This is a genomic window from Nocardia sp. NPDC020380, assembly GCF_044386975.1.
Taxonomy (GTDB): Bacteria; Actinomycetota; Actinomycetes; order Mycobacteriales; family Mycobacteriaceae; genus Nocardia.
The window spans coordinates 618267-640329 of sequence record NZ_JBIRVQ010000006.1 but is presented as its reverse complement, the minus strand read 5'-3'; the positions used below and the strand labels follow the sequence as shown (position 1 = coordinate 640329).

Annotated in this window: 21 protein-coding genes; 2 read left to right on the top strand and 19 right to left on the bottom strand. The window is 67.3% G+C overall.

The window, feature by feature from the left end:
- Positions 1–13: 13 nt before the first annotated feature.
- The 13 genes from ACH438_RS19685 to rpmE all read right to left on the bottom strand — a co-directional run bounded on the left by ACH438_RS19685 (position 14) and on the right by rpmE (position 11178).
- Positions 14–985 (bottom strand): F0F1 ATP synthase subunit gamma, encoded by a 972-nt coding sequence (locus tag ACH438_RS19685; protein ID WP_397007099.1) that lies wholly within the window; start codon positions 983–985, stop codon positions 14–16.
- Positions 986–1117: 132 nt separating this feature from the next.
- Positions 1118–2758 carry a F0F1 ATP synthase subunit alpha gene (atpA, locus tag ACH438_RS19680; protein ID WP_397007097.1) on the bottom strand — a complete coding sequence of 547 codons (1641 nt, stop codon included), beginning with the start codon at positions 2756–2758 and terminating at the stop codon, positions 1118–1120.
- A gap of 87 nt (positions 2759–2845) precedes the next feature.
- Positions 2846–3655 carry a F0F1 ATP synthase subunit delta gene (locus ACH438_RS19675; protein ID WP_397007095.1) on the bottom strand — a complete coding sequence of 270 codons (810 nt, stop codon included), beginning with the start codon at positions 3653–3655 and terminating at the stop codon, positions 2846–2848.
- A 19-nt stretch (positions 3656–3674) separates the two neighbouring features.
- Entirely contained in the window at positions 3675–4229 is a 555-nt protein-coding gene (locus ACH438_RS19670) for a F0F1 ATP synthase subunit B (protein WP_397007093.1), read from the bottom strand.
- 27 nt (positions 4230–4256) lie between these two features.
- Positions 4257–4499, bottom strand: coding sequence for an ATP synthase F0 subunit C (locus ACH438_RS19665; protein WP_397007091.1), 243 nt, complete (start codon positions 4497–4499; stop codon positions 4257–4259).
- Positions 4500–4574: 75 nt separating this feature from the next.
- Entirely contained in the window at positions 4575–5360 is a 786-nt protein-coding gene (gene atpB / locus ACH438_RS19660) for a F0F1 ATP synthase subunit A (protein ID WP_397007151.1), read from the bottom strand.
- 363 nt (positions 5361–5723) lie between these two features.
- Entirely contained in the window at positions 5724–6161 is a 438-nt protein-coding gene (locus tag ACH438_RS19655; protein ID WP_397007089.1) for a hypothetical protein, read from the bottom strand.
- Between the two features lie 2 nt (positions 6162–6163).
- Positions 6164–7360 (bottom strand): MraY family glycosyltransferase, encoded by a 1197-nt coding sequence (locus ACH438_RS19650; protein WP_397007087.1) that lies wholly within the window; start codon positions 7358–7360, stop codon positions 6164–6166.
- An 11-nt stretch (positions 7361–7371) separates the two neighbouring features.
- A complete protein-coding gene (locus ACH438_RS19645) occupies positions 7372–8037 on the bottom strand; it encodes an L-threonylcarbamoyladenylate synthase (RefSeq protein ID WP_397007149.1) in 666 nt (221 codons plus the stop codon).
- A gap of 48 nt (positions 8038–8085) precedes the next feature.
- The gene (locus ACH438_RS19640; RefSeq protein ID WP_397007085.1) at positions 8086–8583 is read right to left on the bottom strand and encodes an SAM-dependent methyltransferase; all 498 of its coding nucleotides are present in this window, start codon (positions 8581–8583) and stop codon (positions 8086–8088) included.
- Between the two features lie 33 nt (positions 8584–8616).
- Complete coding sequence (gene prmC, locus ACH438_RS19635) at positions 8617–9486, bottom strand: peptide chain release factor N(5)-glutamine methyltransferase (RefSeq protein ID WP_397007083.1); 870 nt, start codon at positions 9484–9486, stop codon at positions 8617–8619.
- A 172-nt stretch (positions 9487–9658) separates the two neighbouring features.
- Complete coding sequence (gene prfA / locus ACH438_RS19630; protein WP_397007081.1) at positions 9659–10741, bottom strand: peptide chain release factor 1; 1083 nt, start codon at positions 10739–10741, stop codon at positions 9659–9661.
- A 215-nt stretch (positions 10742–10956) separates the two neighbouring features.
- A complete protein-coding gene (gene rpmE, locus ACH438_RS19625) occupies positions 10957–11178 on the bottom strand; it encodes a 50S ribosomal protein L31 (protein ID WP_357098869.1) in 222 nt (73 codons plus the stop codon).
- A 397-nt stretch (positions 11179–11575) separates the two neighbouring features.
- On the opposite strand from rpmE, the gene ACH438_RS19620 reads away from it, so the two are divergent.
- Entirely contained in the window at positions 11576–12118 is a 543-nt protein-coding gene (locus tag ACH438_RS19620; protein WP_397007079.1) for a hypothetical protein, read from the top strand.
- Here the strand turns inward: ACH438_RS19620 and rho are convergent.
- The 6 genes from rho to argS all read right to left on the bottom strand — a co-directional run bounded on the left by rho (position 12016) and on the right by argS (position 20983).
- A complete protein-coding gene (gene rho, locus ACH438_RS19615; RefSeq protein WP_397007077.1) occupies positions 12016–14139 on the bottom strand; it encodes a transcription termination factor Rho in 2124 nt (707 codons plus the stop codon). The genes ACH438_RS19620 and rho overlap by 103 nt on opposite strands.
- A 324-nt stretch (positions 14140–14463) precedes the next feature.
- Positions 14464–15432 (bottom strand): homoserine kinase, encoded by a 969-nt coding sequence (gene thrB / locus ACH438_RS19610; protein ID WP_397007075.1) that lies wholly within the window; start codon positions 15430–15432, stop codon positions 14464–14466.
- A gap of 25 nt (positions 15433–15457) precedes the next feature.
- Complete coding sequence (gene thrC, locus ACH438_RS19605) at positions 15458–16543, bottom strand: threonine synthase (protein WP_397007073.1); 1086 nt, start codon at positions 16541–16543, stop codon at positions 15458–15460.
- Entirely contained in the window at positions 16540–17907 is a 1368-nt protein-coding gene (locus ACH438_RS19600) for a homoserine dehydrogenase (RefSeq protein ID WP_397007071.1), read from the bottom strand. The genes thrC and ACH438_RS19600 overlap by 4 nt, the downstream gene beginning before the upstream one ends.
- Complete coding sequence (gene lysA / locus ACH438_RS19595) at positions 17904–19325, bottom strand: diaminopimelate decarboxylase (RefSeq protein WP_397007069.1); 1422 nt, start codon at positions 19323–19325, stop codon at positions 17904–17906. The genes ACH438_RS19600 and lysA overlap by 4 nt, the downstream gene beginning before the upstream one ends.
- Positions 19325–20983, bottom strand: a complete 1659-nt coding sequence (gene argS, locus ACH438_RS19590; protein WP_397007067.1) for an arginine--tRNA ligase — start codon at positions 20981–20983, stop codon at positions 19325–19327. Before argS ends, lysA begins: the two co-directional genes overlap by 1 nt.
- 124 nt (positions 20984–21107) lie before the next feature.
- On the opposite strand from argS, the gene ACH438_RS19585 reads away from it, so the two are divergent.
- Positions 21108–22055 carry a DUF3105 domain-containing protein gene (locus tag ACH438_RS19585; protein WP_397007065.1) on the top strand — a complete coding sequence of 316 codons (948 nt, stop codon included), beginning with the start codon at positions 21108–21110 and terminating at the stop codon, positions 22053–22055.
- Positions 22056–22063: the final 8 nt, after the last annotated feature.

Below are 22063 nucleotides of genomic sequence, written 5' to 3'. Positions count from 1 at the left end.
CTCTTCCTACGGCTTAGTCGCGGTCCGAGCTCGAAGCCAGCGCGTTGGCGCCGCCGACGATTTCCGTGATTTCCTGCGTGATTCCGGCCTGCCGCAACGAGTTCGCGGTACGGGTCAGTGAATTCACCAGTTCCGTCGCGTTATCGGTGGCAGCCTTCATAGCGGTGCGGCGCGCAGCCGACTCCGATGCCGCCGCGTCCAGCAGCGACGAGTAGATCCGGGTGTTGATGTACTTCGGCAGCAGCGCGCCCAGCAGGCGGTCCGCATCCGGCTCGAACTCGTACTGGGCGTGGACATCCGCCGTCTCCGAATCGGAGAAGCTGTCCGGGCCCATGTCGAAGCTCTCGTCGACGAAGCTGATCTGGATGGGCGCCAGGCGGCGCACCTCCGGCACCTGCGACAACATCGACACGAAACGCGTGTAGACGATGTGCAGTTCATCCACGCCCGGCATGGTGCCGACCCCGTTGGGAGCGGCCACCTCGCCCTCGGCACCCGCCATGAACGCCTCGACCAGGTGGTTACAGGCAGCGGACGCGTCCAGGTAGTTGGGCGACTGGGAGAAACCGACCCACGAACCGTTCACCGCGCGGCGACGGAACGTGTAGTAGGTCAAGCCCTTCGAGCCCATCACGTACAGGATCGGCTCTTTGCCCTCGGAACGCAGCGTGGTCAGCAGCTCCTCGGTGCGCTTCAGCACATTGGAGTTGTAGCCACCGCACATGCCGCGGTCGCTGGTGATCACCAGCACCGCGGCACGCCGCGCATTCGGCCGCTCGGTCAGCAGCGGATGGGTGAGATTACTGCTGGCGCTTGCCAATTCGGCGAGCACCTTGGTGATCTCCTCCGCGTACGGCTTGGCAGCCGCGACTCGGGCCTGCGCCTTGCTGATTCGCGAGGTCGCGATCAGCTCTTGCGCCTTGGTGATCTTCTTGATCGAGCTCACGGAACGAATTCGGGAGCGCAGTTCGCGCACGCTAGGCATTAACGGTTCACACTCCCTTCATCTCTACTCGATGGGCGGCGTGCGCGGGCACTACGTGGTTACGCAGGCTGCCGCCTGCGTACCCTGAGCGCACACCGCCGGAGTCAGTCAGTCGCATTCGCTTCGCCCGTCTTACTTCTCGACGTGCTTACGAGTGACGGACAGCGACTCGACCTCTTCGTGATCGAGCTGGCCGGCGGCGGCTTCGTTCACGACGCGGCTGCCGTCGGAGGCCAGGAAGCCCTGCTTGAACTTGTCGGTCGCGGCCTTGATGGCCTCGGCCGGCTCGCCCTCGAGCTTCTTGGCGCCACCCTGCAGGGCGTCGAAGGAGGACTGCACGGAACCGTGCAGGTACTCCAGCAGCTCGCCATTGAAGCGGCGGATGTCGCCGACCGGCACCGAGTCGTAGAAGCCGCCGTCGACCAGGAACAGCGAAACCACCTGGTCCTCAACGGAAACCGGGGCGTACTGGTCCTGCTTCAGCAGCTCGACCCAGCGGCCACCGCGCTCCAGCTGCGCCAGCGAGGCCGCATCCAGGTCGGAGGCGAAGGCGGAGAACGCCTCCAGCTCACGGTAGGAGGCGAGCTCCAGACGCAGCGAACCGGCGACCTGCTTCATGGCCTTGGTCTGCGCGGCGCCACCGACACGGGACACCGAGATACCGACGTTGATGGCCGGCCGGACACCCTTGTTGAAGAGGTCCGACTCCAGGAACACCTGGCCGTCGGTGATGGAGATGACGTTGGTCGGGATGAACGCCGACACGTCGTTGGCCTTGGTCTCGATGATCGGCAATGCGGTCATGGAGCCCGCGCCCATCTCGTCGGACAGCTTGGCGCAACGCTCCAGCAGACGCGAGTGCAGGTAGAAGACGTCACCCGGGTACGCCTCGCGGCCCGGCGGGCGACGCAGCAGCAGCGAGATGGCGCGGTAGGCCTCGGCCTGCTTGGACAGGTCGTCGAACACGATCAGGACGTGCTTGCCCTGGTACATCCAGTGCTGGCCGATGGCCGAACCGGTGTACGGCGCAAGCCATTTGAAGCCGGCGGAGTCCGAGGCCGGGGCCGCGACGATGGTGGTGTACTCCATCGCGCCGTGTGCCTCCAGCGCGGCCTTCACGCCCGCGATGGTGGAGCCCTTCTGGCCGATCGCGACGTAGATGCAGCGCACCTGCTTGGTCGGATCGCCGGTGGCCCAGTTGGCCTTCTGGTTGATGATCGCGTCGATGCAGACCGCGGTCTTGCCGGTCTTGCGGTCGCCGATGACGAGCTGACGCTGGCCGCGGCCGATGGCGGTCAGCGCGTCGATGGCGGTGATGCCGGTGGCCATCGGCTCACCGACCGGCTGGCGCTCCAGCACGGTCGCGGCCTGCAGCTCGAGCACGCGACGCTCGTCGGCCTCGATCTCGCCGAGGCCGTCGATCGGGGCGCCGAGCGGGTTCACGACGCGGCCCAGGAACTTGTCACCGACGGGGACCGACAGCACGTCGCCGGTGCGGCGGACCTGCTGGCCCTCCTCGATGGTGTCGAACTCACCCAGGACGACGGCACCGATCTCGGTGTCCTCCAGGTTCAACGCGACGCCGAGGACGCCGCCGGGGAACTCCAGCAGCTCGTTGGCCATCGCGGACGGGAGGCCGCTGATGTGGGCGATACCGTCGCCGGTGTCGGTGACGACGCCCACTTCCTCGATGGAGGTTTCCGGGGTGTAGCTCTGGGTGTAGCTCTCGATCGCGCTACGGATCTCATCGGGGGAGATCGTCAGCTCCGCCATGTTCTTCCTGCTCTCGCTGTGGTCTCGAATGTCGGTGTGTTAAGGCCGGCCGGCGTGCCGGCAATCATGCGCAGTGGAGCGTTGGTCTCAAGCGAGAGACTGACGCAAGCGCTGCAGCCGTCCGACGGCGCTGCCGTCGATCACGTCGTCGCCCACGCGCACGACGACACCGGCCAGCAGGCTCGGGTCCTCCTGCACGTGCACGGTGACCGGCTTGTCGTAGATGCGCTGCAATGCGGCCGCCAGGTGCTCGCGCTGCTGCGGCGTCAGAGCCGCCGCGGCGCGCACGTGCGCCACGATCTGGTCGCGAAGCGACGCCGCCAGGTCGGACAGCTCATCGATGGCCTGGCCGACATCGCCCTTGTGGCGCAGCACGGCCTGTTCGGCCAGCTGCAGGGTGATGTCCTCGACCTTGCCCGCGAGCAGCCGCTGCACCAGGGCACGCTTGGCCGAGGCCGGCTTGCCGTGGTCCTGCAGCGCCTGCTCCAGGTCCGGGTTGTCGTCGATGATGCGGCCCAGCCGGAAGAGCTCGTCCTCGACGGCATCCAGGCGGCCCCGCTCGTCCGCGGTGCGCAGCAGCGCCTCGCGGCCGAGCACCACCAGGGTGTCGACGAGGTCGCGAGCCCGCGACCAGTCCTGGGCCACCGCGGTGGTCAGCACCGCCTGCGTGGCCGCGCTGATCTTGCCGCCGAACAGGCGTTCCGCCAGCTCGGCGCGCACCGAACTCGACACCGACTTATCCGCGAGCGCCACACGCAGCGAACGCTGGTCGTCGAGGACGGCGACAACGGCGAACAGTTCGGAGCCCGTCGTGGCCGCGACGGAGTCGCTTCCGGTCAGAGCGGCCCGAAGAGCTTCCCGCGCACGGGAGCTCGCCTCGCGGCTCGCTGCGTACATGCTTCCCACTTTCGGTTCGTTACCTTCCGACCCCGATGCCGGCGTTCGTATCCAGCTCCCGGAGGAACTGGTCGATCGACGCGGCCTGCTTGGCCTCATCGGCCACCGACTGGCCGATGATCTTCTCGGCCAGGTCGACCGCGGTACGGCCCAGCTCGGAACGCAGCTCGGTCACGATCTGCTGGCGCTGTGCCTCCAGCTGCGCGTGACCCGCGGCGACGATGCGGTCGGCCTCGGACTGCGCCTCGGCGCGCATCTGGGAGAGGATGGTCTGGCCCTGGGTACGGGCCTCCTCACGGATGCGAGCAGCCTCGAGGCGAGCCTCGGCCAGCTGCTCCTGGTACTGCTGCAGCGTGGCCTGCGCCTCGGCCTGCACGGTCTCGGCCTTGGCGATACCGCCTTCGATCTTCTCGGAACGCTCGTCGAGCACCTTGGTCAGGCGCGGGACGACGTACTTGGCGAAGACGACGGCGATAACGATGAAGACGACCGCAGACCAGAGGATGTCGTACGGCTCCGGGATGAGGGGGTTCTTGTCCGCCCCCTCAGCCGCGAGCAGGTAGGTGCTGTTCATCGTTGATTCCTAGTCGTTTTGCCGGAATCAGAAAATGAAGCCGGCGACGAGACCGATCAGCGCCAGGGCCTCGGTGAACGCGATACCCAGGAACATGGTGGTCCGGATGGTGCCCTGCAGCTCGGGCTGGCGGGCGATGCCCTCGATGGCCTTGCCGACCACGATGCCCACGCCGATGCCGGGGCCGATCGCGGCGAGACCGTAGCCGATGGCGCCGTAACCCTTGACGGTCGGAGCGTTCTCGGCCAGGAAGGTCATGGTGCTGCTCATTGGTGTTTGTTCCCTTTCTGTCGCCCACCCGCCGAAGCGGCGTGTGTGGCAGGTTTCTGGTGTTGGTGCAGTTGGTCAGTGGGAGTCGGCGTGCTCGGCCAGACCGATGTACACAGCGGTCAGCAGCGCGAACACGTACGCCTGCAGGAAGATCACCAGCACTTCGAAGAGGGTGAAGCCGAAGCCCGCGAGCAGCGAGAACGGCGACAGAACCTTCATCCATGCGACGGCATCGAACAGGAAGAACTGGGTGGCACTGAAGAACAGCACCAACATGATGTGGCCCGACAGCATGTTCGCCATGAGACGAACGGTCAGCGTGAAGGGGCGCAGCAGGAAGGTCGAGATGAACTCGATCGGGATCAGCAGCACGTGCAGCGCGGGCGGCACGTTCGGCACCACGATGGACGAGCGCACGTACTTGACGAAGCCGTACTTCTTGATGCCCACATAGTTGAACGTGATGTAGGCGACGACGGCCAGCACGAGCGGCATACCGACACGGGCGTTCGACGAAATGTTCAGGAACGGAATGACGCTGGAAAAGTTCAGGAACAGGACGCCGAAGAAGATCGACGCGATCAGCGGGAAGAACTTCTTCCCGGTTTCCTTGCCCAGGATCTCGTCACAGATCTGCTCCTTGACGAACACCAGACCGTATTCGGCTGCATTCTGAAGGCCGCGCGGAACCAGCTGCGGCCGACGGAATGCGGCCAGCATGACGATCACGAGAACGGCCGCCATGAGGATGCGAATGAGCATCAAGCGATCGAGATCGAAGAGCCCGAAAGGCGTGTCCCCGAGGATCTTCTCGGGGAAGAAGTCGTTAAGCGACGGCGCGTGGAACTCGCCCGCCAAAATGGTGACGCTCAGCGTTCTCTCCCGTGGTCGGGCCGCAGGAGATAGTTTTCTCCTGCGGATCGATCGGACATTGACGATCTGGTGGGTCGACTCAGGTCGGCTCGAAGTTCGTCAGCAGCTGTGGCAGTCACGCCCTGGCGTCTGTACGCGCGTCGGCGACATCGTCGACGGTGCAGAACCATGACCCTGGGGGTCAGGTACGGCTGTAAGCATAACCTGGTCTCAGGCGGGTCTCACGACCCCCCCTGTTGATTCGGTTGGCTACAAGTAAAGAGTTTATCAAGTTATCTACGACAACGTGTAGGGGGTGGCAGAAACTCCCCCGCGAAAGTGTCGCGGGGCTGTTTCACGCAGGTCGGGAGGCTAGAGCTCCCGCTCCACCTGCACGGTCGGAACCCGGTGGCGCAGAAGGCCGTACGTCTCCGCGCCGAGTACCACCAGCAGCGCCCCGACGACTGTGAAGAGCAGTGCGTTGTGGCTGTAGAAGTCGTACCGCTTGAGCACCGCGATGACGATCACGGCGATCAGCAGTTTTCCGACCCAGCTGCCGAGCAGGACGATGCCCTGCAGGCCCGATTGGATTTTCGCGCTGAACAGCACGGCGGCGGCGGTGGTGAGGATGAATCCGCCGCCGATGGCGCAGCCGAGCAGGGCGCCCCACAGGCCGTGCAGGCCCGCGAGGATCGACGCCAGGACGGCCGAAACCACAACGAGCACAGCCAAACCCAGGAGGCCGTAGCGCAGCGCTGCCCGCAGCGGGGCGTCGGGATCGGTTTCAGAAGGCGTGCTCACAGCTGGCAACTCTACCCGGCGGCGTGATCATGACTGCGGGGCGGTTTGCTGCGTGGTTTCACCTTCAGTTCGCGCCAGGACGGCACCGCGGTGACGACGAGCGCGAAAACGAGCCCGGCAGCAAACAACAGGACGACCATGCGCCGATCCGAAATCAGCGAGGTGCCGACCGCGCCGAATGCGAGCACGCTGACCCACAAGTAGATCAACAAGACGACGCGACGCTGCGAATGTCCGATTTGGAGCAATCGGTGATGCAGATGCATTTTGTCGGGAGTGGAGAAACTCACACCTGCGCGAACGCGCCGCACGATGGCCAGAACAAGATCAAGTACCGGAATGAACATCACCGCGCCCACCAGCAACAGCGGTGACAGCAGACCCACGATGTCGCGCGGCCCGTAACCCTGCAGCGGAATTCTTCCGGAAGCGCCGGTGGATACCGCGGCCAGCATCAAACCGATCAGCATCGAGCCGGTATCGCCCATGAATATTCGGGCCGGCTGAAAATTGTGCGGAAGAAATCCCAGACAGCCGCCCGCGAGTGCGGCCGCCAGCAACGCGGGCGGATAGGTGTCGGTGGAACCGCCGACTTCGTACAGCAATCCCACGGTGAACACGAAAACGGCCGCCGCGCAGATGAAACCCAGCCCGGCCGCGAGCCCGTCCAGGCCGTCCACGAAATTCATCGCATTGATGATCGTGACCGTGAGACCCACGGTCACGAGGCCGCCCTGCAGCGGATCCAGCACCACCGTCTCATTGGTGAACGGGTTGTAGATGGCCACCCAGCTCAAACCCATGACGGCCATGACGCTGGCCGCGGTGATCTGGCCGACCAGCTTGGTGAGCCAGTCCAGCCCCCAGCGGTCGTCGAGGATGCCGACCAGCACGATCAGCGTGCTCGCGGCGAGTACCGCGGGAATGTCCTTCGGGTAGTCGAATCCGCGCCGCAAGGCGGGCAACTGATGGGCGAACAGCACGGCCGTCACCAGGCCGAACCAGATGCCGAGGCCGCCCATCCGCGGCGTCGGCTTGACGTGCACATCCCGCTCGCGCGGCACGGCCACCGCGCCGAAGGCGATGGCGGCCACCCGGGCGCCGCCGGTGCTCAGATACGCGACGACCGTGGCGACGAGCAGTACCAGCAGCAGCTCGCGGAGCGGGACCACCGCTCCTTGGCTGAATACGCCCTGACTGAGCAGCATCTATCGGGCCGTCACCGCGCGTCCTGCGCCAGGAGTTCCTCGGGCGACATGCCGAGGACCTCCGCGATCTTCGCCGCCGGGATCGCACCCTCGCGCAGGATGCGCGGCAGATCCGAGGTCAGGTCGACGATGGTGGAGGCGACGCCGTGATCGGCCGGGCCGCCGTCGAGGTACACCCCGACCAGCTCACCCAGCTGTGCCTTGGCGTCGTCCACCGTGGCGGCCGGCGGCTGCCCGGAGACGTTGGCGCTGGACACCGCGAGCGGGCCCACCTCGCGCAGCAGTTCGAGGGCCACCGGATGCAGCGGCATGCGCAGCGCGACCGTGCCGCGCGCGTCGCCGAGATCCCAGGCCAGCGAAGGCGCCTGCTGCACAACGAGAGTCAGGCCGCCGGGCCAGAACGCGCGGATCAGCTCGCGGGCCTGCGGGCGCACCGAGAAGACCAGGCCGTCGATCGTGGTCCACGATCCGACGAGCACCGGCACCGGCATATCGCGCCCGCGCCGCTTGGCGGCCAGCAGGGCGTTGACGGCCTGACTGTCGAACGCGTCGGCCGCGAGGCCGTACAGCGTGTCGGTCGGGATGACAGCCAATCGGCCGGACTTCAGGGTGCTGCGGGCAGCGGACAGGCCGGCGGCACGGGAGTCGGGATCGGCACAGTCGTAGACGGTACTCACGGCTGACATCTTGGCACGTCTGCGCGGGCGCGCGGCAATGTGTCTGCGCTAGGTGGTATCCAGGCGCTCGCGTGAACTGCCATCGAGCTGCCAGTACCCCGCCATGAGTTCGTGTGACCATGCGGGCTGGCGGATTTCGCCGCGTGCCGCGAATTCGGTCATATAGGGCTTGATATCGAGGACCGGGGTGCCGTCGATGGCATCGAGACCGCGCACGGTGAGGGTCAGCCCGTCGACGCCGAGCAGTTCGCAGACGGTGACGCCGATCCGGTTGGGACGGGCCTTACCGCGCTGCGCGAAGATGCCGATGCGCGGCCAATCCTGGTTGCCACGCGGATGCCGGGCCCCGGTGTGGATATCCGTTTCCTCGACGCGGTCGAAGACGTAGACCACCTCGATATGTGAGAAGGCGTCGAGACCCGCCACCGCGTCGGGCGTGAAACGCGCCCCGTCGAGGGTGATGGTGGACGTGACGGCGTCCCAATCATCGTCCAGCGGTTCGGTTCTCGGCGACTTCACCCAGGCAATCGGTGCGACTTCGATCATGTCCCCGAACGTACTCCGGTGCGGGCCGGACGGTCAGGCGAGAATGCGCCGCGCCACCACGAAGCGCGGCTTGCCCGCGAGGTCGGGATGCTCGGCGATATCCGTGAAGCCGCCGTGCGCGGCGAACAGGGCCGCCACGTCCGAGCCGTTGGTGTCGTCGTGTTCGACCGCCACGGTGCCGCCGTCGCGCAGCAGCCGGGCGATGGTGGTGATCATGGGCCGGATGACGTCCAGGCCGTCGGGCCCACCGAAGAGCGCCCGGTGCGGATCGTGGTCCATGACTTCGGGATCCAGTTGCGCGGCCTCGGGAATGTAGGGCGGGTTGGAGACGACCACGTCGACGCGGCCGTCGAAGTGTCCGAGGATGCCGGGATCGGTGACGTCCCCTTCGTGCAGTTCGATCGGGGTATCGCCCTCGTCGGCGAGCTGCCGGGCATTGCGTTTGGCCCAGGACAGCGCTTCCGGGTCGAGTTCGACCGCGTGCACATCGGCGTCGGGCCGGGCGTGCGCGACCGCCAGGGCGAGCGCCCCCGAGCCCGTGCACAGATCCACCACGACGGGCGGATGTTCGTGGCCGATGTCCTCCAGCTGCGCGAGCGCCCAGGCGAACAGCAACTCCGTCTCGGGCCGCGGGATGAACACGCCGGGCCCGACCGCGAGATCGATCTCCCCCATCGCGGCGGTGCCCGTGAGGTGTTGCAGCGGAACGCGTTCCGCGCGCCGGGCCACCAGCTTGCGGTACTCCTCGAGCTGGTCCGGAGTCACCATGGGGACCAGCAGCAGCCGCATGCGGTCGACCCCGAGCACATGCGCGGCAAGTAGTTCCGCGTCCGCCTGCGGGCTGTGCACGCCGGCAGTCCGGAGCGCCTCCACAGCCTCGAGAATCGCGGGACGCAGCGGCACGCGGCGCCCGCCCGCCTCTCCGGGTATTTTGCCGATCAGTTGGGAGCCTCGCTTCTTACGATGCGGACCGGCGGTCGTGTGCCGCACAGCCTTTGGTCGTACCCGATGAGTTACCCATACTCTCACGAAATCAGTTGTTGCGTCCCGATCCCCCAGCCCGGCCGCCGAGAATTCACTCGGCAGCGAGGCGGGCGGCGCGGTCCGCTTCGCCCAGGGCATCGAGCAGATCGTCGAGGTTGCCGTCCAGCACCGAGTCCAGGTTGTGCGCTTTGAAGCCGATGCGGTGGTCGGCGATGCGGTTCTCCGGGAAGTTGTAGGTGCGGATGCGCTCGGAGCGGTCCACGGTGCGGATCTGCGAGGCGCGGCCGGCGGCGGCATCCTGGTCGGCCTGTTCCTCGGCGAGGGCCTGCAACCGGGCGGCGAGCACCTGCTTGGCGCGGATCTTGTTCTGCAGCTGCGACCGCTCGTTCTGGCAGGTCACCACGAGCCCGGTGGGCAGGTGGGTGATGCGCACGGCCGAGTCGGTGGTGTTGACGCCCTGACCACCCTTCCCCGAGGACCGGTACACGTCGATGCGCAGATCCTTCTCGTCGATCTCGACTTCCTCGACCTCGTCGGGTTCCGGATAGACGAGCACGCCCGCGGCCGAAGTGTGAATGCGCCCTTGGGATTCGGTGACCGGCACGCGCTGCACGCGGTGCACGCCGCCCTCGAACTTGAGCCGGGACCAGACGCCGTCGCGGGCGGCCTCCTTGCTCTTGATCGAGAAGCTGGCCTCCTTGTATCCGTCGAGGTCGGAGTAGGTGACGCCGAGTACCTCGACCTTCCAGCCGTGCCGTTCGGCGTAGCGCAGGTACATGCGGGCCAGGTCGGCGGCGAACAGGGCCGACTCTTCGCCGCCCTCACCGGATTTCACCTCGAGCACGACATCGTCGGCATCGTGCGGGTCGCGCGGCGCGAGCAGGTCGGTGAGCTGTTTGTGCAGCTCTTCCGCCTGCGCCTGCAGGCCGGGCACCTCGGCGGCGAAGGACGAGTCGTCGGCGGCCAGCTCCTGGGCGGCCGCGAGGTCCTCGCGTGCGGTCTTCAGCTTGTTGTAGGTGGCCATGATCGGCCCGAGTTCGGCGAATCGCTTACCGACGCGGCGGGCGGCGCCCGGGTCGTTGTGCAGCGACGGATCGGCCAGTTGGAGTTCCAGCCCGGCGTATTCGGCCAGGATGTCGTCGATCGCGTTCGGGGCCGCGGACTTGTCGGCCATGGCGTGGAACTCCTTCAGGGACTTTGTTGACGGGGTGAACCGCCCGAATGTTCGCGGCCCGCCCCGATTCTGGACTGACGGAGCGGGGGAGCGAAGCGGAGGAGCGGAGGAGGGAAGAATCGGGGTCACGAGGGCCGCGAACCGCCGCAGCGAAGCGGAGGCCAAAAACACCGACGCCCGGCCTGCGGAATGCAGGACGGGCGTCGGCGGGACAGCTACTTGGCAGCCTTGTCGCGCTTGCCGTAGCGAGCCTCGAAGCGGGCCACACGGCCGCCGGTGTCCAGAATCTTCTGCTTACCCGTGTAGAACGGGTGGCACTGGGAGCAGACCTCGACCGTGATCTGGCCCGACTCCTTGGTGCTCTTCGTCTGGAAAGTGTTCCCACAGCCGCACACCACGGTGGTGTCGACATAGGTGGGGTGAATTCCTGCCCTCATGGGTGTCCTTTCAATGGTCGCCGGGTCGCCGCCGCGAAGGTGTGTAGCTGTCCTCGCGAGGACGTGAACCGGAACCGACTAGGCATGGTTGCCGACTGGCAAGTATAGACATCGGCCGGACCCTGCTTATTCCTGGGACGGGGAAAACGCCGCGACCAGCGGTTTCACCGCCAGTTCGGAGGAACTCATCGGTCTTTTCACAGCCGGTTCCCAGGGGTGCGGGCGTAATGTCTGTTCGTGGACGAAAGGCGTCCCCCCAAGAACTACGGGCACGCATATTTCGGGGTCTCGAGCGAGGCTGAAAGACGAGTAGTCGGCTACTCAGGAATGCGAACACTGATGTTCATAGAGTTTGCACCAGGTGAGAGATAGCTCTGCGACTACGGAAGGAACGGCCGTGACCAGGCAGGACGCGACAGCAGGGGTAACTACCCCGGTCGGCGCGCACGCCGGGACCGGAGATCGGAGCCGGCGCCGCGCGGAAACCGTCGCGGGGGTGGTCCTGGCCACACTGAGCCTGCTCGTAGTGCTGGGCTGGCTGACGGCTCCCGGAGAGTCGGCCGCCACGGCGGGGACCCAAACCCTGGCCCCAGCCCCGCCGCAGGGGGACGGCACTCTCACCTACGCAGCGGTTGCGGTGCCGGGCGGCCAGCCCGGCACCGCAACCGCCCTCATCCTCGGCTTCATGATCGTCGGAGCCGCACTGATCGGGCTGTTCTTCTACAGCCCCCGCCCGCTTCCGGCAGCGACACCTACGCTGCCGGAAATGCGACGGCGACCCCACCCGAGCGGGGTCGCCGTCGCAACCAAATTCTTCTTACCGGCTGTGCGCCAGGCTTATTCGTCCAGCGCGCCCGGTGCGGTCTTCGAAACCGTCATCAGGAACTCGATATTGGACTTGGTCTTCTTCAACCGGTCCACCATCAAGTCGATCGCCTGATGCGAGTCCAGGCCGGACAGCACGCGCCGTAGCTTGTGCAGCACCGCCGCCTCGTCCGGCGACATCAGCAGATCGTCGCGGCGAGTACTGGACAGGTTGACGTCCACGGCCGGGAACACGCGCCGCTCCGCGATCTTGCGATCGAGCTTGAGCTCGGCGTTACCCGTGCCCTTGAACTCTTCGAAGATGACGGTGTCACCGGTGGAACCGGTCTCGACCAGGGCGGTCGCGATAATGGTGAGCGAGCCACCGTTCTCGATATTGCGGGCCGCGCCGAGGAACCGCTTGGGCGGGTACAGCGCGGTGGAATCCACACCACCGGAAAGGATTCGGCCCGACGCCGGCGAGGAGTTGTTGTACGCGCGGCCCAATCGGGTGATCGAGTCGAGCAGCACCACGACGTCCTGGCCCATCTCCACCAGACGCTTCGCCCGCTCGATGGCGAGTTCGGCGACCGAGGTGTGATCGCTCGGCGGGCGGTCGAACGTGGAGGCGATGACCTCGCCGCGCACGGAGCGCTGCATATCGGTCACTTCCTCGGGACGCTCGTCCACCAGCACGACCATCAGGTAGCACTCGGGGTTGTTGGTGGCGATCGCGTTGGCGATGTCCTGGATGACCATCGTCTTACCCGCCTTGGGCGGGGACACGATCAGTGCGCGCTGACCCTTACCGATCGGCATGATCAGGTCGATGATGCGCGTGGTCAGCTTGTTGGGCTGGGTCTCCAGCCGCAGGCGCTGGTTCGGGTACAGCGGGGTGAGCTTGTTGAATTCCGGTCGGCGCTTGGCACTTTCGGTGTCCGAGCCGTTGACCGTGTCCAGCCGCACCAGCGGATCGAACTTCTGGCGCTGGTTGCTCTGATCGCCGTCCCGCGGAGCGCGGACCGCGCCGGTGATGGCGTCACCGCGGCGCAGGCCGTTCTTGCGGACCAGGTTCATCGACACGTACACGTCGTTCGGACCGGCCAGGTAGCCGGAGGTGCGGACGAACGCGTAGTTGTCGAGCACGTCGAGAATGCCGGCGACCGGCTGCAGGACGTCGTCCTCGCGGATCTCCATCTCGCGGGTCTCGCCACCGGTGGCGGTGCCTTCGCGGTCCCGCCCGCGGCGACGCTCGCGGAAGCGACGTCCCCGGCGGCCGCGGCCGCCTTCCTCGTCGTCGTCGTTGCGGTCATTGCGATCGTTCCCACGATCGTTGCCGCGGTTGTTGTTTCGATCGTTGCCGCGCGCGGTGCCGTTCTGGCTCTGCTGGTTCTGACCGCCACCGTTCTGGTTGTTGCGGTCGCGGCGACGCTCGCCGCCGTCCTGATCCGCCTTCTCGGCGGTGTCGGCGGCATTGCTCTCGGCATTGGCGCGATTGCTCTCGGCCCGGGTGGCTTCGGCGGCGCGATTGCCCTCGCCGCGGTTACCCTCGGAACGGTTGCCCTCGGCGTTGGCAGTCGCGGCGGCGGCCCGCTGCTCGCGGCCCCGGCGCTGCCGTCCGCGGCCGCGCTGGCCACCCTCGCGGCTGTCCTCGCCGCCCTCGGCGCGAGCGCCGTCGTTCTCTTCGCGCTTGGAGCCCTCTTCGCGCTTGGATTCGCGCGCCTCACTGGCGTTTTCGCGCACCGGCTCGGCGGTCTTGGCCGGAGCCTGCGCCTGCACGGTCTTCGCCTCGGCCTTGGCCGGAGCGGTTTCCGCCTTGGGAGCGGCGTCGGCGGCAGGCGCGGAGGTCGCGGCCTTCTCGCCCTTGGCGTCGGTGCGGGTCCGGGTGGCCTTGGCCTCCGTGACCGGCTTGGCGGCGCCTGCCTGGTTCTCCTTTATGGCGGCGATGAGATCACCCTTACGCATCCCGGAAGTGCCTCGGATACCGAGTTCTCCCGCGAGCGCACGCAACTGCGGCAACAACATTCCAGTCAGCCCCGATCGTGCGACGTCGGTTTGTTCACTCATCTTCGAAATCTGTCCGGAGTCACTATCGCGGTCCGAGGAGTCTGAATCACTGTCCACCCCGGGTGTCGCGAGCAGGTCCGTATCTGTCACGGAAATCCTTTCCTTCCCTCGAGTGCCTTTTGCCTGTTCGAGGGTTCCTCCTGCAGTCCGGTCGTACGCCGGACTCGGATGCCGTATCGCCTGCCCCGCCGGGTCGGTGGGGGCACCACCGCGTGGGCTCCGCCACCGAGAAAAAAGGTGGGAGAGATCATTCCAGTTGACTGGCTACCCCCAAGTTTCGAGCCTCAAGCCTCGAGCCTGAGCAAGGAGCCTCTGGAGCGATTGCCCTGATGAAGCACCGGCGTCTGACGCGCACGATGTACGGACTCGCTCAGGATAGCTCCCGCCTTTTGCATCGGCAAGGCAGGCACGCTGTCAATCCACGGATACGCCGTCGGCAATTCCGGGTTCGAGTACGCGCAGGCCGTCGGCGATGGCGAGTTCACGCAGTTCGGACGGGAATTCGCTGGTCGCGAAGGCGAGCACGGTCGGTCCCGCGCCCGACACGGTGGCGGGGATGCCGGCGTTGCGCAGTCGTTCGATCCATTTGGTGGTGAGCGGCAGCGCGGAGGCGCGGTAACCCTGGTGTAGCCGGTCCGCGGTGGCGGGCATCAGCAGATCGGGGCGCTGCGTCAAGGCCACTACCGCGAGGGCCGCACGACTCGCATTGAAAGCCGCATCCACGTGCGGAACCATGTCCGGGAGCAGGCCGCGGGTGTGCGCGGTGGAGGAGCGCTCCTCGGGGATCAGCACGACCGGGCGCAGGCTCGCATGCGGCGCCAAGCGTACGGCGCGGTACAGGCGGAAGCGCGGGTCGACGGAGCGGTGGTGCTCGGCGCCGTTTCCCTCTGCGGGGCGGTCGGTTTCGGTCCAGGACACCACGATTCCCCCCAGCACGCTGGCCGAGGCGTTATCGGGGTGACCCTCGAATTCCGAGGCCAGCTGCACCATCACGGCGTCGTCGTAGGCGAGTTCGGGATCGAACTTGGCGGCCAGGCCACGCCCGGCGGCCAGCCCGCCGACCACCGCCGAGGCCGAGGAACCCAGCCCCCGCGAGTGCGGAATCACGTTGCGGCACACCACGTCCAGGCCGTCCGCCCAGACCCCCGCGGCCTGCAGGCCGCGTTCGATGGCGCGCACCACCAGATGCGAAGGGCCCCAGGGCACGTCGTCGGCGCCCTCCCCCTCGACCCGGATGGCGAGCCCGGTGTCCGTGGTGGACACCGTGATCTCGTCGTACAGGCCCAAAGCGATTCCGAGGGAATCGAACCCCGGGCCCAGATTGGCGCTGGACGCCGGAACCCGCACGGTGACGGAGATTCCGGCGGGCAGCGTCCTCGTCATGAGCTGACCTTCGCGCGAATTCAACTCAGGCCAGCTCGAGTTCGTGCGCCACGGCCACGGGGTCGACGGCGATGGGCTTGACCTCGGGCATGCCCTTGAGGGCGTTGTCCGGGTCCTTGAGGCCGTTGCCGGTCACCGTGCAGACCACGGTGAGGCCGGAATCCAGCCAGCCCTCCTGGCGGGCGGCCAGCAGGCCGGCGATCGAGGCGGCGGAGGCGGGTTCCACGAACACGCCCTCCTTGGCCGCGACCAGGCGGTAGGCGGCCAGGATCTCGTCGTCGGTGGCCGCGCGGAAGGCGCCGCCGGACTCCTCTTTGGCGGCCATCGCACCGTTCCAGGACGCGGGCGCGCCGATCCGGATGGCGGTGGCGATGGTCTCCGGGTTCGACACCGGAGCGCCGTTGACCAGCGGTGCGGCGCCGGCGGCCTGCACGCCCAGCATGCGCGGGCGCGAGGTGGTGATGCCGTCGGCGTGGTACTCGCTGTAGCCCTTCCAGTACGCGGTGATGTTGCCCGCGTTGCCGACGGGCAGCGCGTGCACGTCGGGCGCCTTGCCGAGCGCGTCCACGATCTCGAAGGCCGCGGTCTTCTGGCCCTCGATGCGGGCCGGATTCACCGAGTTCACCAGGCCGACCTCGGGGAAATCGGAGGTGACCTTGCGGGCCAGTTCCAGGCAGTCGTCGAAGTTGCCGTCGACCTGGATGATCTTCGCGCCGAGCATGACGGCCTGGGCCAGCTTGCCCATGGCGATCTTGCCCTGCGGAATCAGAACGGCGCAGTGCAGGCCCGCACGGGTCGCGTACGCGGCGGCCGAGGCCGAGGTGTTGCCCGTGGAGGCGCACAGCACGGCGGTCTTGCCGTTGTACTTGGCGTCGGTCATGGCCATGGTCATGCCGCGGTCCTTGAAGGAACCGGTCGGGTTCGCGCCCTCTACCTTGAGGTACACCTCACAGCCGGTGAGCTCGGAGAGGTGATGCGCGGGCACCAGCGGCGTGCCGCCCTCGAAGAGCGTGACGGCCTGCCAGTCGGCGGGAATCGCGAGGCGATCCCGGTACGCATCGATGAGGCCGGGCCACGGCTTGTGGGTAGCAGCCCGTGCGGTTGCACTCATTCCTCGGTGCCTTCCAATCTCAGAACACTGGTCACGGACGTGACGGAGTCCAGTTCGGCCAACGCGGCAACCGTATCTGCCAGCGCTGATTCCTGCGCGTGGTGGGTCACCACGACCAGGCGCGCGCCCTCGGTGTCGTGGCCTTCCTGGCGGACCGTCGAGATGCTGACGCCGTGCTTGGCGAATTCGCCCGCCACCGCCTGTAAAACGCCGGTGCGGTCGGCGACCTGCATGTTCACGTGATAACGGGTGGGGGTGTCGCCGATCGAAGCGATCGGCAGCTCAGCATAAACCGACTCGCCGGGCGCCCGGCCACCGAAGAACTTGTTGCGCGCCGCCATGACCAGGTCACCCATCACGGCGGAGGCGGTCGGCGCGCCGCCGGCGCCCTGCCCGTAGAACATCAGGCGGCCCGCGTTCTCGGCCTCCACGACCACGGCGTTGAACGCGCCGTTGACGGTGGCGAGGGGGTGCTTGCGCGGGATGAGGGCCGGGTAGACGCGCACCGAGATGGATTCCTTGCCGCCGTCGTCGGTGACGCGCTCGGCCATGGCCAGCAGTTTCACCGTGCAGCCGACGGCCGCGGCGGTCTCCAGGTCCTCGGCGGTGATCTGCGAGATGCCCTCGCGGTACACATCGCCGGAGGTGACGCGGGTGTGGAAGGCGACCGAGGCGAGGATGGCGGCCTTGGCGGCGGCGTCGTAGCCCTCCACGTCGGCGGTCGGGTCGGCCTCGGCGTAGCCCAGGCGGGTGGCCTCGGCGAGCACGTCGGAGTAGTCGGCGCCGGTCTCGGACATGGCCGAGAGGATGAAGTTGGTGGTGCCGTTCACGATTCCCACCACGCGGTTCACCCGATCGCCGGACAGCGACTGGATGAGCGGGCGCACGACCGGGATGGCGCCGGCCACGGCGGCCTCGAAATACAGGTCGGCGCGGTGGTTTTCGGCCGCGTGCGCGAGTTCGCCGGTGTAGTCGGCGAGCAGCGCCTTGTTGGCGGTGACGACGGACTTGCCGTGGTTCAGGGCCTGGGCGATGAGGGCGCGGGCCGGATCGATGCCGCCCATGACCTCCACCACGATGTCGACATCGTCACGGGCGATGAGCTTTTCGGCGTCCGTGGTGAGGAGTTCGGCCGGGATGCCGCGGTCCTTGCTCGCGTCGCGGACCGCGACGCCGCGCAGCACGACGGGGGCGCCGACACGGTTGCACAGGTCGCTGGCGTGGTCGCGGATGATGCGCACCACCTCCGTGCCGACCGTGCCCATGCCGAGGACCGCCACGCCGATCGGATGATCCGATCCCCACACGCCCTGCGCTGCAACCTTTGCACGGCTCGCCGTGGTGCTGTTCTTCGCCTCGGTCATGCCTTCACCTCCAAGCTCAGTAGGTCCTCCACCGTCTCACGGCGAAGGATCAAGCGCGCCTTGCCGTCTCGCACAGCGACCACCGCGGGCCGGGTGAGCAAGTTGTATCGGCTCGACATCGAATAGCAATACGCGCCGGTCGCCGCCACCGCCACCAGGTCGCCCGGGCCGACATCGGCCGGGAGCCAGGTATCGCGGATGATGATGTCGCCACTCTCGCAATGCTTTCCGACCACTCGCGCCACGACGGGCTCGGCGTCGCTGGAGCGCGAAACCAGCCGGCAGTCGTATTCGGCCTGGTAGAGCGCGGGCCGGAGATTGTCGCTCATGCCGCCGTCGATGCTGACGTAGCGGCGGCGAGCGCCCGCGTCCAGCACCACATCCTTGATGGTGCCGACCTCGTACAGCGTGACGGTGCCGGGCCCGGCGATGGCGCGGCCCGGCTCGACCGCGATGGTCGGCACGGGCAGTCCGGCGCGATCGGCTTCCTCGGCGACGATGCGGCGCAGGTTGGCGGCGAAGTCGTCGAGAGCGGGCGGCGCGTCGTTCGGCAGGTACGAAATGCCCAGTCCGCCACCGATATCCAGCACATGCACCTGGGCGGCGCGCTCGGGACCGAACTTGTCGGCGACCTCGCGCAGCAGGCCGAGCATGCGGCGCACGGCGATCTCGAAGCCGTCGATCTCGAAGATCTGCGAGCCGATGTGCGAGTGCAGGCCGACCAGGCGCAGGTTGTCGGATTCGAAGACCCGGGCGATGGCCTGCATGGCGTCGCCGGCGGCGATGGAGAAGCCGAACTTCTGGTCCTCGTGCGCGGTCGAAATGTATTCGTGGGTGTGGGCTTCCACGCCAACGGTGACGCGGACCAGTACTTCCTGGACCTTGCCCGCCCGCTTGGCGACGGCTTCCAGCCGCTCGATCTCGATGAGCGAGTCGAGCACCACGTCGCCGACGCCGGTCTCGACCGCGGTCTCCAGCTCGCGCACGGATTTGTTGTTGCCGTGCAGGGCGATTCGCTCGGCCGGGAAGCCGGCGTTCAGCGCCACGGCCAGCTCGCCGCCGGAGCAGACGTCCAGGCGCAGGCCCTCGTCGCGGATCCAGCGCGCGATCTCGCCGCACAGGAACGCCTTGGAGGCGTAGTGGACTCGTGCGCCCGGACCGAAGGCGCGGACCATATCGCGGCAGCGGGAGCGGAAGTCGTCCTCGTCGATGACGAAGAGCGGGGTGCCGAATTCGGCGGCCAGTTCGTGCACCGGCACGCCCGCCAGGCGCACCACGCCGTCGGCGTCGCGGGTGGCGTTGCGGGGCCACACGTTCGCGGGCAGGTCGATCATGGTCGCCGAATTCGCCGGGCGCTCCGGCAGATTCGGGGCGGGCGGGATGCCTTCGTGGCGGGGACCTGCGGGGTGGGCACTCATCACATACGCTCCGGAGCACTGACGCCTAGCAGCCCGAGGCCGTTGGCGAGAACCTGACGGGTGGCTTTGACCAGTTCGAGACGGGCCGCGTGCACCGGGGTGACGGGCTCGTCGCCCTGCGGGATCACGCGCAGCGCCTTGTCGGACTGGAACGGGTGGTACGCGCCGGCCAGCTCCTCGAGGTAGCGGACGACGCGGTGGGGTTCGCGCGTTTCGGCGGCGGTGGCGACGACGCGCGGGTATTCACCGAGGGTGCGGATGACCTCACCCTCGCGGTCGGACGTGAGCAGGGCGAAATCCGGTGTCACCGACGCGTAGTCGAACGCGGCCGAGTTCCCGATGATCTGGTTCGTGCGCGCGTGCGCGTACTGCACGTAGTAGACCGGGTTCTCGCTGTCGGCCTTGGTCCACAGGTCCAGATCGATGTCGATGCTGGTGTTCACCGACCAGCGCACCAGCGAGTAGCGGGCGGCGTCGACGCCGATCAGTTCGACCAGATCGTCCAGTGTGACAACGGTTCCCGCGCGCTTGCTCATCTTGACGGCCGTGCCGTCCTTGACCAGGTTCACCATCTGACCGATGAGCACCTCGACCACGTTCGGGTCGTCGCCGAACGCCGCGGCGGCGGCCTTCAGCCGGCCGATGTAGCCGTGGTGGTCGGCGCCCAGCATGTAGATGCACAGGTCGAAGCCGCGCGCCCGCTTGTCCTGGAAGTAGGCGATGTCACCACCGATGTAGGCGGACTTGCCGTCGCTCTTGATGACGACGCGGTCCTTGTCGTCGCCGTATTCGGTGGAGGCGATCCACCAGGCGCCGTCCTTCTCGTACAGCTTGCCGGAGGCCTTCAGCGTCTCGATGGCCTTCTCGACCGCGCCGGAGGCGAACAGAGAACTCTCGTTGAAGTACACGTCGAAGTCGACGCCGAACTCGTGCAGGTTCTGCTTGATCCGTCCGAACATCAACTCGACGCCCTCGCGCCGGAACAGTTCGTGCTGCTCGGCGGCGGATTGACTCAGCAAGCCGGGGTGCGCGGCGACTACCGTGTCGGCGATCTCACCGATGTAGGCGCCCGCATAACCGTCCTCGGGCGTCGGCTGCCCGGTGGCGGCGGCGACCAGCGAGTTGGCGAAGCGGTCGATCTGCGCGCCGTGATCGTTGAAGTAGTACTCGCGGGTGACCTCCGCGCCCTGCGCCGACAGGATCCGGCCCAGCGCGTCACCGACGGCGGCCCAGCGGGTGCCACCCAGGTGGATGGGGCCGGTCGGGTTGGCCGACACGAATTCGAGATTGATCTTCGAGCCCGCGAGAGCGGCTGCGGTGCCGTACTTCTCGCCCGCGGCGAGGATGGTCTCGACGATCGCGCCCTGGGCGGCCTTGGCCAGCCGGATGTTCAGGAAGCCGGGTCCGGCGACCTCCGCGACCTCGATGCCCTCGGCTTTCGACAGCGCCTCGGCGAGTGCGGTGGCGAAGTCGCGGGGGTTCATGCCCGCCTTCTTACCTACCTGCATGGCCACATTCGTGGCATAGTCACCGTGCTCGGGATTGCGGGGACGCTCCACCTTGACCTCGTCGGGCAGGACCGCTGGGTCGGATCCGCGTTCGACAAGTACCTTCGCGGCGACGCTACGAAGGAGATCTGCAAGGTCAGCTGGAGTCACGAGTCACTATCCTATGGTCCGAGCAGGTGAACACAGTAAGCGGGCACCTACCGGGCAGGCGCCCAGCAAACGATGCGGCGGCATCGTTTGATTGTCCGACACGTCGAAAAGAGCGCAACGAGCGATGCCGAGCAAGACCAGTGCCAAGTCGGCCAAAGCGATCAAGGCCGCGGGCAAATCCTCGAACTCGTCCAGGAAGAGCGGCTCCGGCGGCAAGTTAGGCGGTAAGCGCCAGCTGCCCTGGATGATGATCGCCGCGGTGGCCTGCATCATCGCCCTGATCGGCGGTATCGCCTGGGTGCTGGTGCCGAAGATCCAGGACAAGCAGGAAGCCGACAAGTTCACGCCGACCGCGCAGGACAAGGATCCGTCGGATCACATCTCCGGTGTGGTGAAGAAGGAGTACCCGGCCGGTCTGCATGTGGCGGCGACGCAGCGGGTGGCCTACGACCAGGCACCGCCGTTCGGCGGCCCGCACGATGCGTCGTGGGCGGCGTGCACCGGTGTGGTGTACCCGAAGGCGATCCGCACGGAGAATGCCGTGCATTCGCTGGAGCACGGTGCGATCTGGATCGCCTACAACCCGGACAAGGTGAGCAAGAGCGGCATCGACACGCTCGCCGCGAAGGTGAAGGGCAAGCCGTACAGCCTGATGTCGCCGTACCCGGGCCTGGATTCGGCGATCTCGCTGCAGTCGTGGGGTCATCAGCTGAAGCTGAACAGCCCGGACGACAAGCGCATCAACGAGTTCTTCACCGCGCTGCGGCTGAACCAGAACACCTACCCCGAGGTGGGCGCCGACTGCGCCAACCCGACCTTCAATGTGGACAACCCGCCGCCGTTCGATCCGACCCCGCCGGGTGCGGACGCCATTCCGATGGACGGTAAGGGTATTCAGCAGGATCAGACCGAGCTGGGCGGCGGCATGCCGGGTGGCGGCCTGCCCGGCGGCGGTCTGCCGGGTGGCCTGCCCGGCGGTATTCCGGGTCTGCCGAACGGTATTCCGTCCATTCCGGCACCGACCGACGCGCCCGGCTCCCAGCAGCCGGAGCAGCCGGCTCCGACGCAGTGACGCCGCCG

What these genes read in the sequence shown, in the direction of transcription:
- ACH438_RS19685 (WP_397007099.1), bottom strand. Translation starts at nt 985, where the DNA reads ATGCCTAGCGTGCGCGAACTGCGCTCCCGAATTCGTTCCGTGAGCTCG.
- prfA (WP_397007081.1), bottom strand. Translation starts at nt 10,741, where the DNA reads ATGGCCGACAAGTCCGCGGCCCCGAACGCGATCGACGACATCCTGGCC.
- lysA (WP_397007069.1), bottom strand. Translation starts at nt 19,325, where the DNA reads ATGAGTGCCCACCCCGCAGGTCCCCGCCACGAAGGCATCCCGCCCGCC.
- thrC (WP_397007073.1), bottom strand. Translation starts at nt 16,543, where the DNA reads ATGAGTGCAACCGCACGGGCTGCTACCCACAAGCCGTGGCCCGGCCTC.
- ACH438_RS19650 (WP_397007087.1), bottom strand. Translation starts at nt 7,360, where the DNA reads ATGCTGCTCAGTCAGGGCGTATTCAGCCAAGGAGCGGTGGTCCCGCTC.
- ACH438_RS19640 (WP_397007085.1), bottom strand. Translation starts at nt 8,583, where the DNA reads ATGATCGAAGTCGCACCGATTGCCTGGGTGAAGTCGCCGAGAACCGAA.
- ACH438_RS19675 (WP_397007095.1), bottom strand. Translation starts at nt 3,655, where the DNA reads ATGTACGCAGCGAGCCGCGAGGCGAGCTCCCGTGCGCGGGAAGCTCTT.
- rpmE (WP_357098869.1), bottom strand. Translation starts at nt 11,178, where the DNA reads ATGAGGGCAGGAATTCACCCCACCTATGTCGACACCACCGTGGTGTGC.
- ACH438_RS19665 (WP_397007091.1), bottom strand. Translation starts at nt 4,499, where the DNA reads ATGAGCAGCACCATGACCTTCCTGGCCGAGAACGCTCCGACCGTCAAG.
- thrB (WP_397007075.1), bottom strand. Translation starts at nt 15,432, where the DNA reads ATGACGAGGACGCTGCCCGCCGGAATCTCCGTCACCGTGCGGGTTCCG.
- atpA (WP_397007097.1), bottom strand. Translation starts at nt 2,758, where the DNA reads ATGGCGGAGCTGACGATCTCCCCCGATGAGATCCGTAGCGCGATCGAG.
- ACH438_RS19585 (WP_397007065.1), top strand. Translation starts at nt 21,108, where the DNA reads ATGCCGAGCAAGACCAGTGCCAAGTCGGCCAAAGCGATCAAGGCCGCG.
- ACH438_RS19600 (WP_397007071.1), bottom strand. Translation starts at nt 17,907, where the DNA reads ATGACCGAGGCGAAGAACAGCACCACGGCGAGCCGTGCAAAGGTTGCA.
- ACH438_RS19670 (WP_397007093.1), bottom strand. Translation starts at nt 4,229, where the DNA reads ATGAACAGCACCTACCTGCTCGCGGCTGAGGGGGCGGACAAGAACCCC.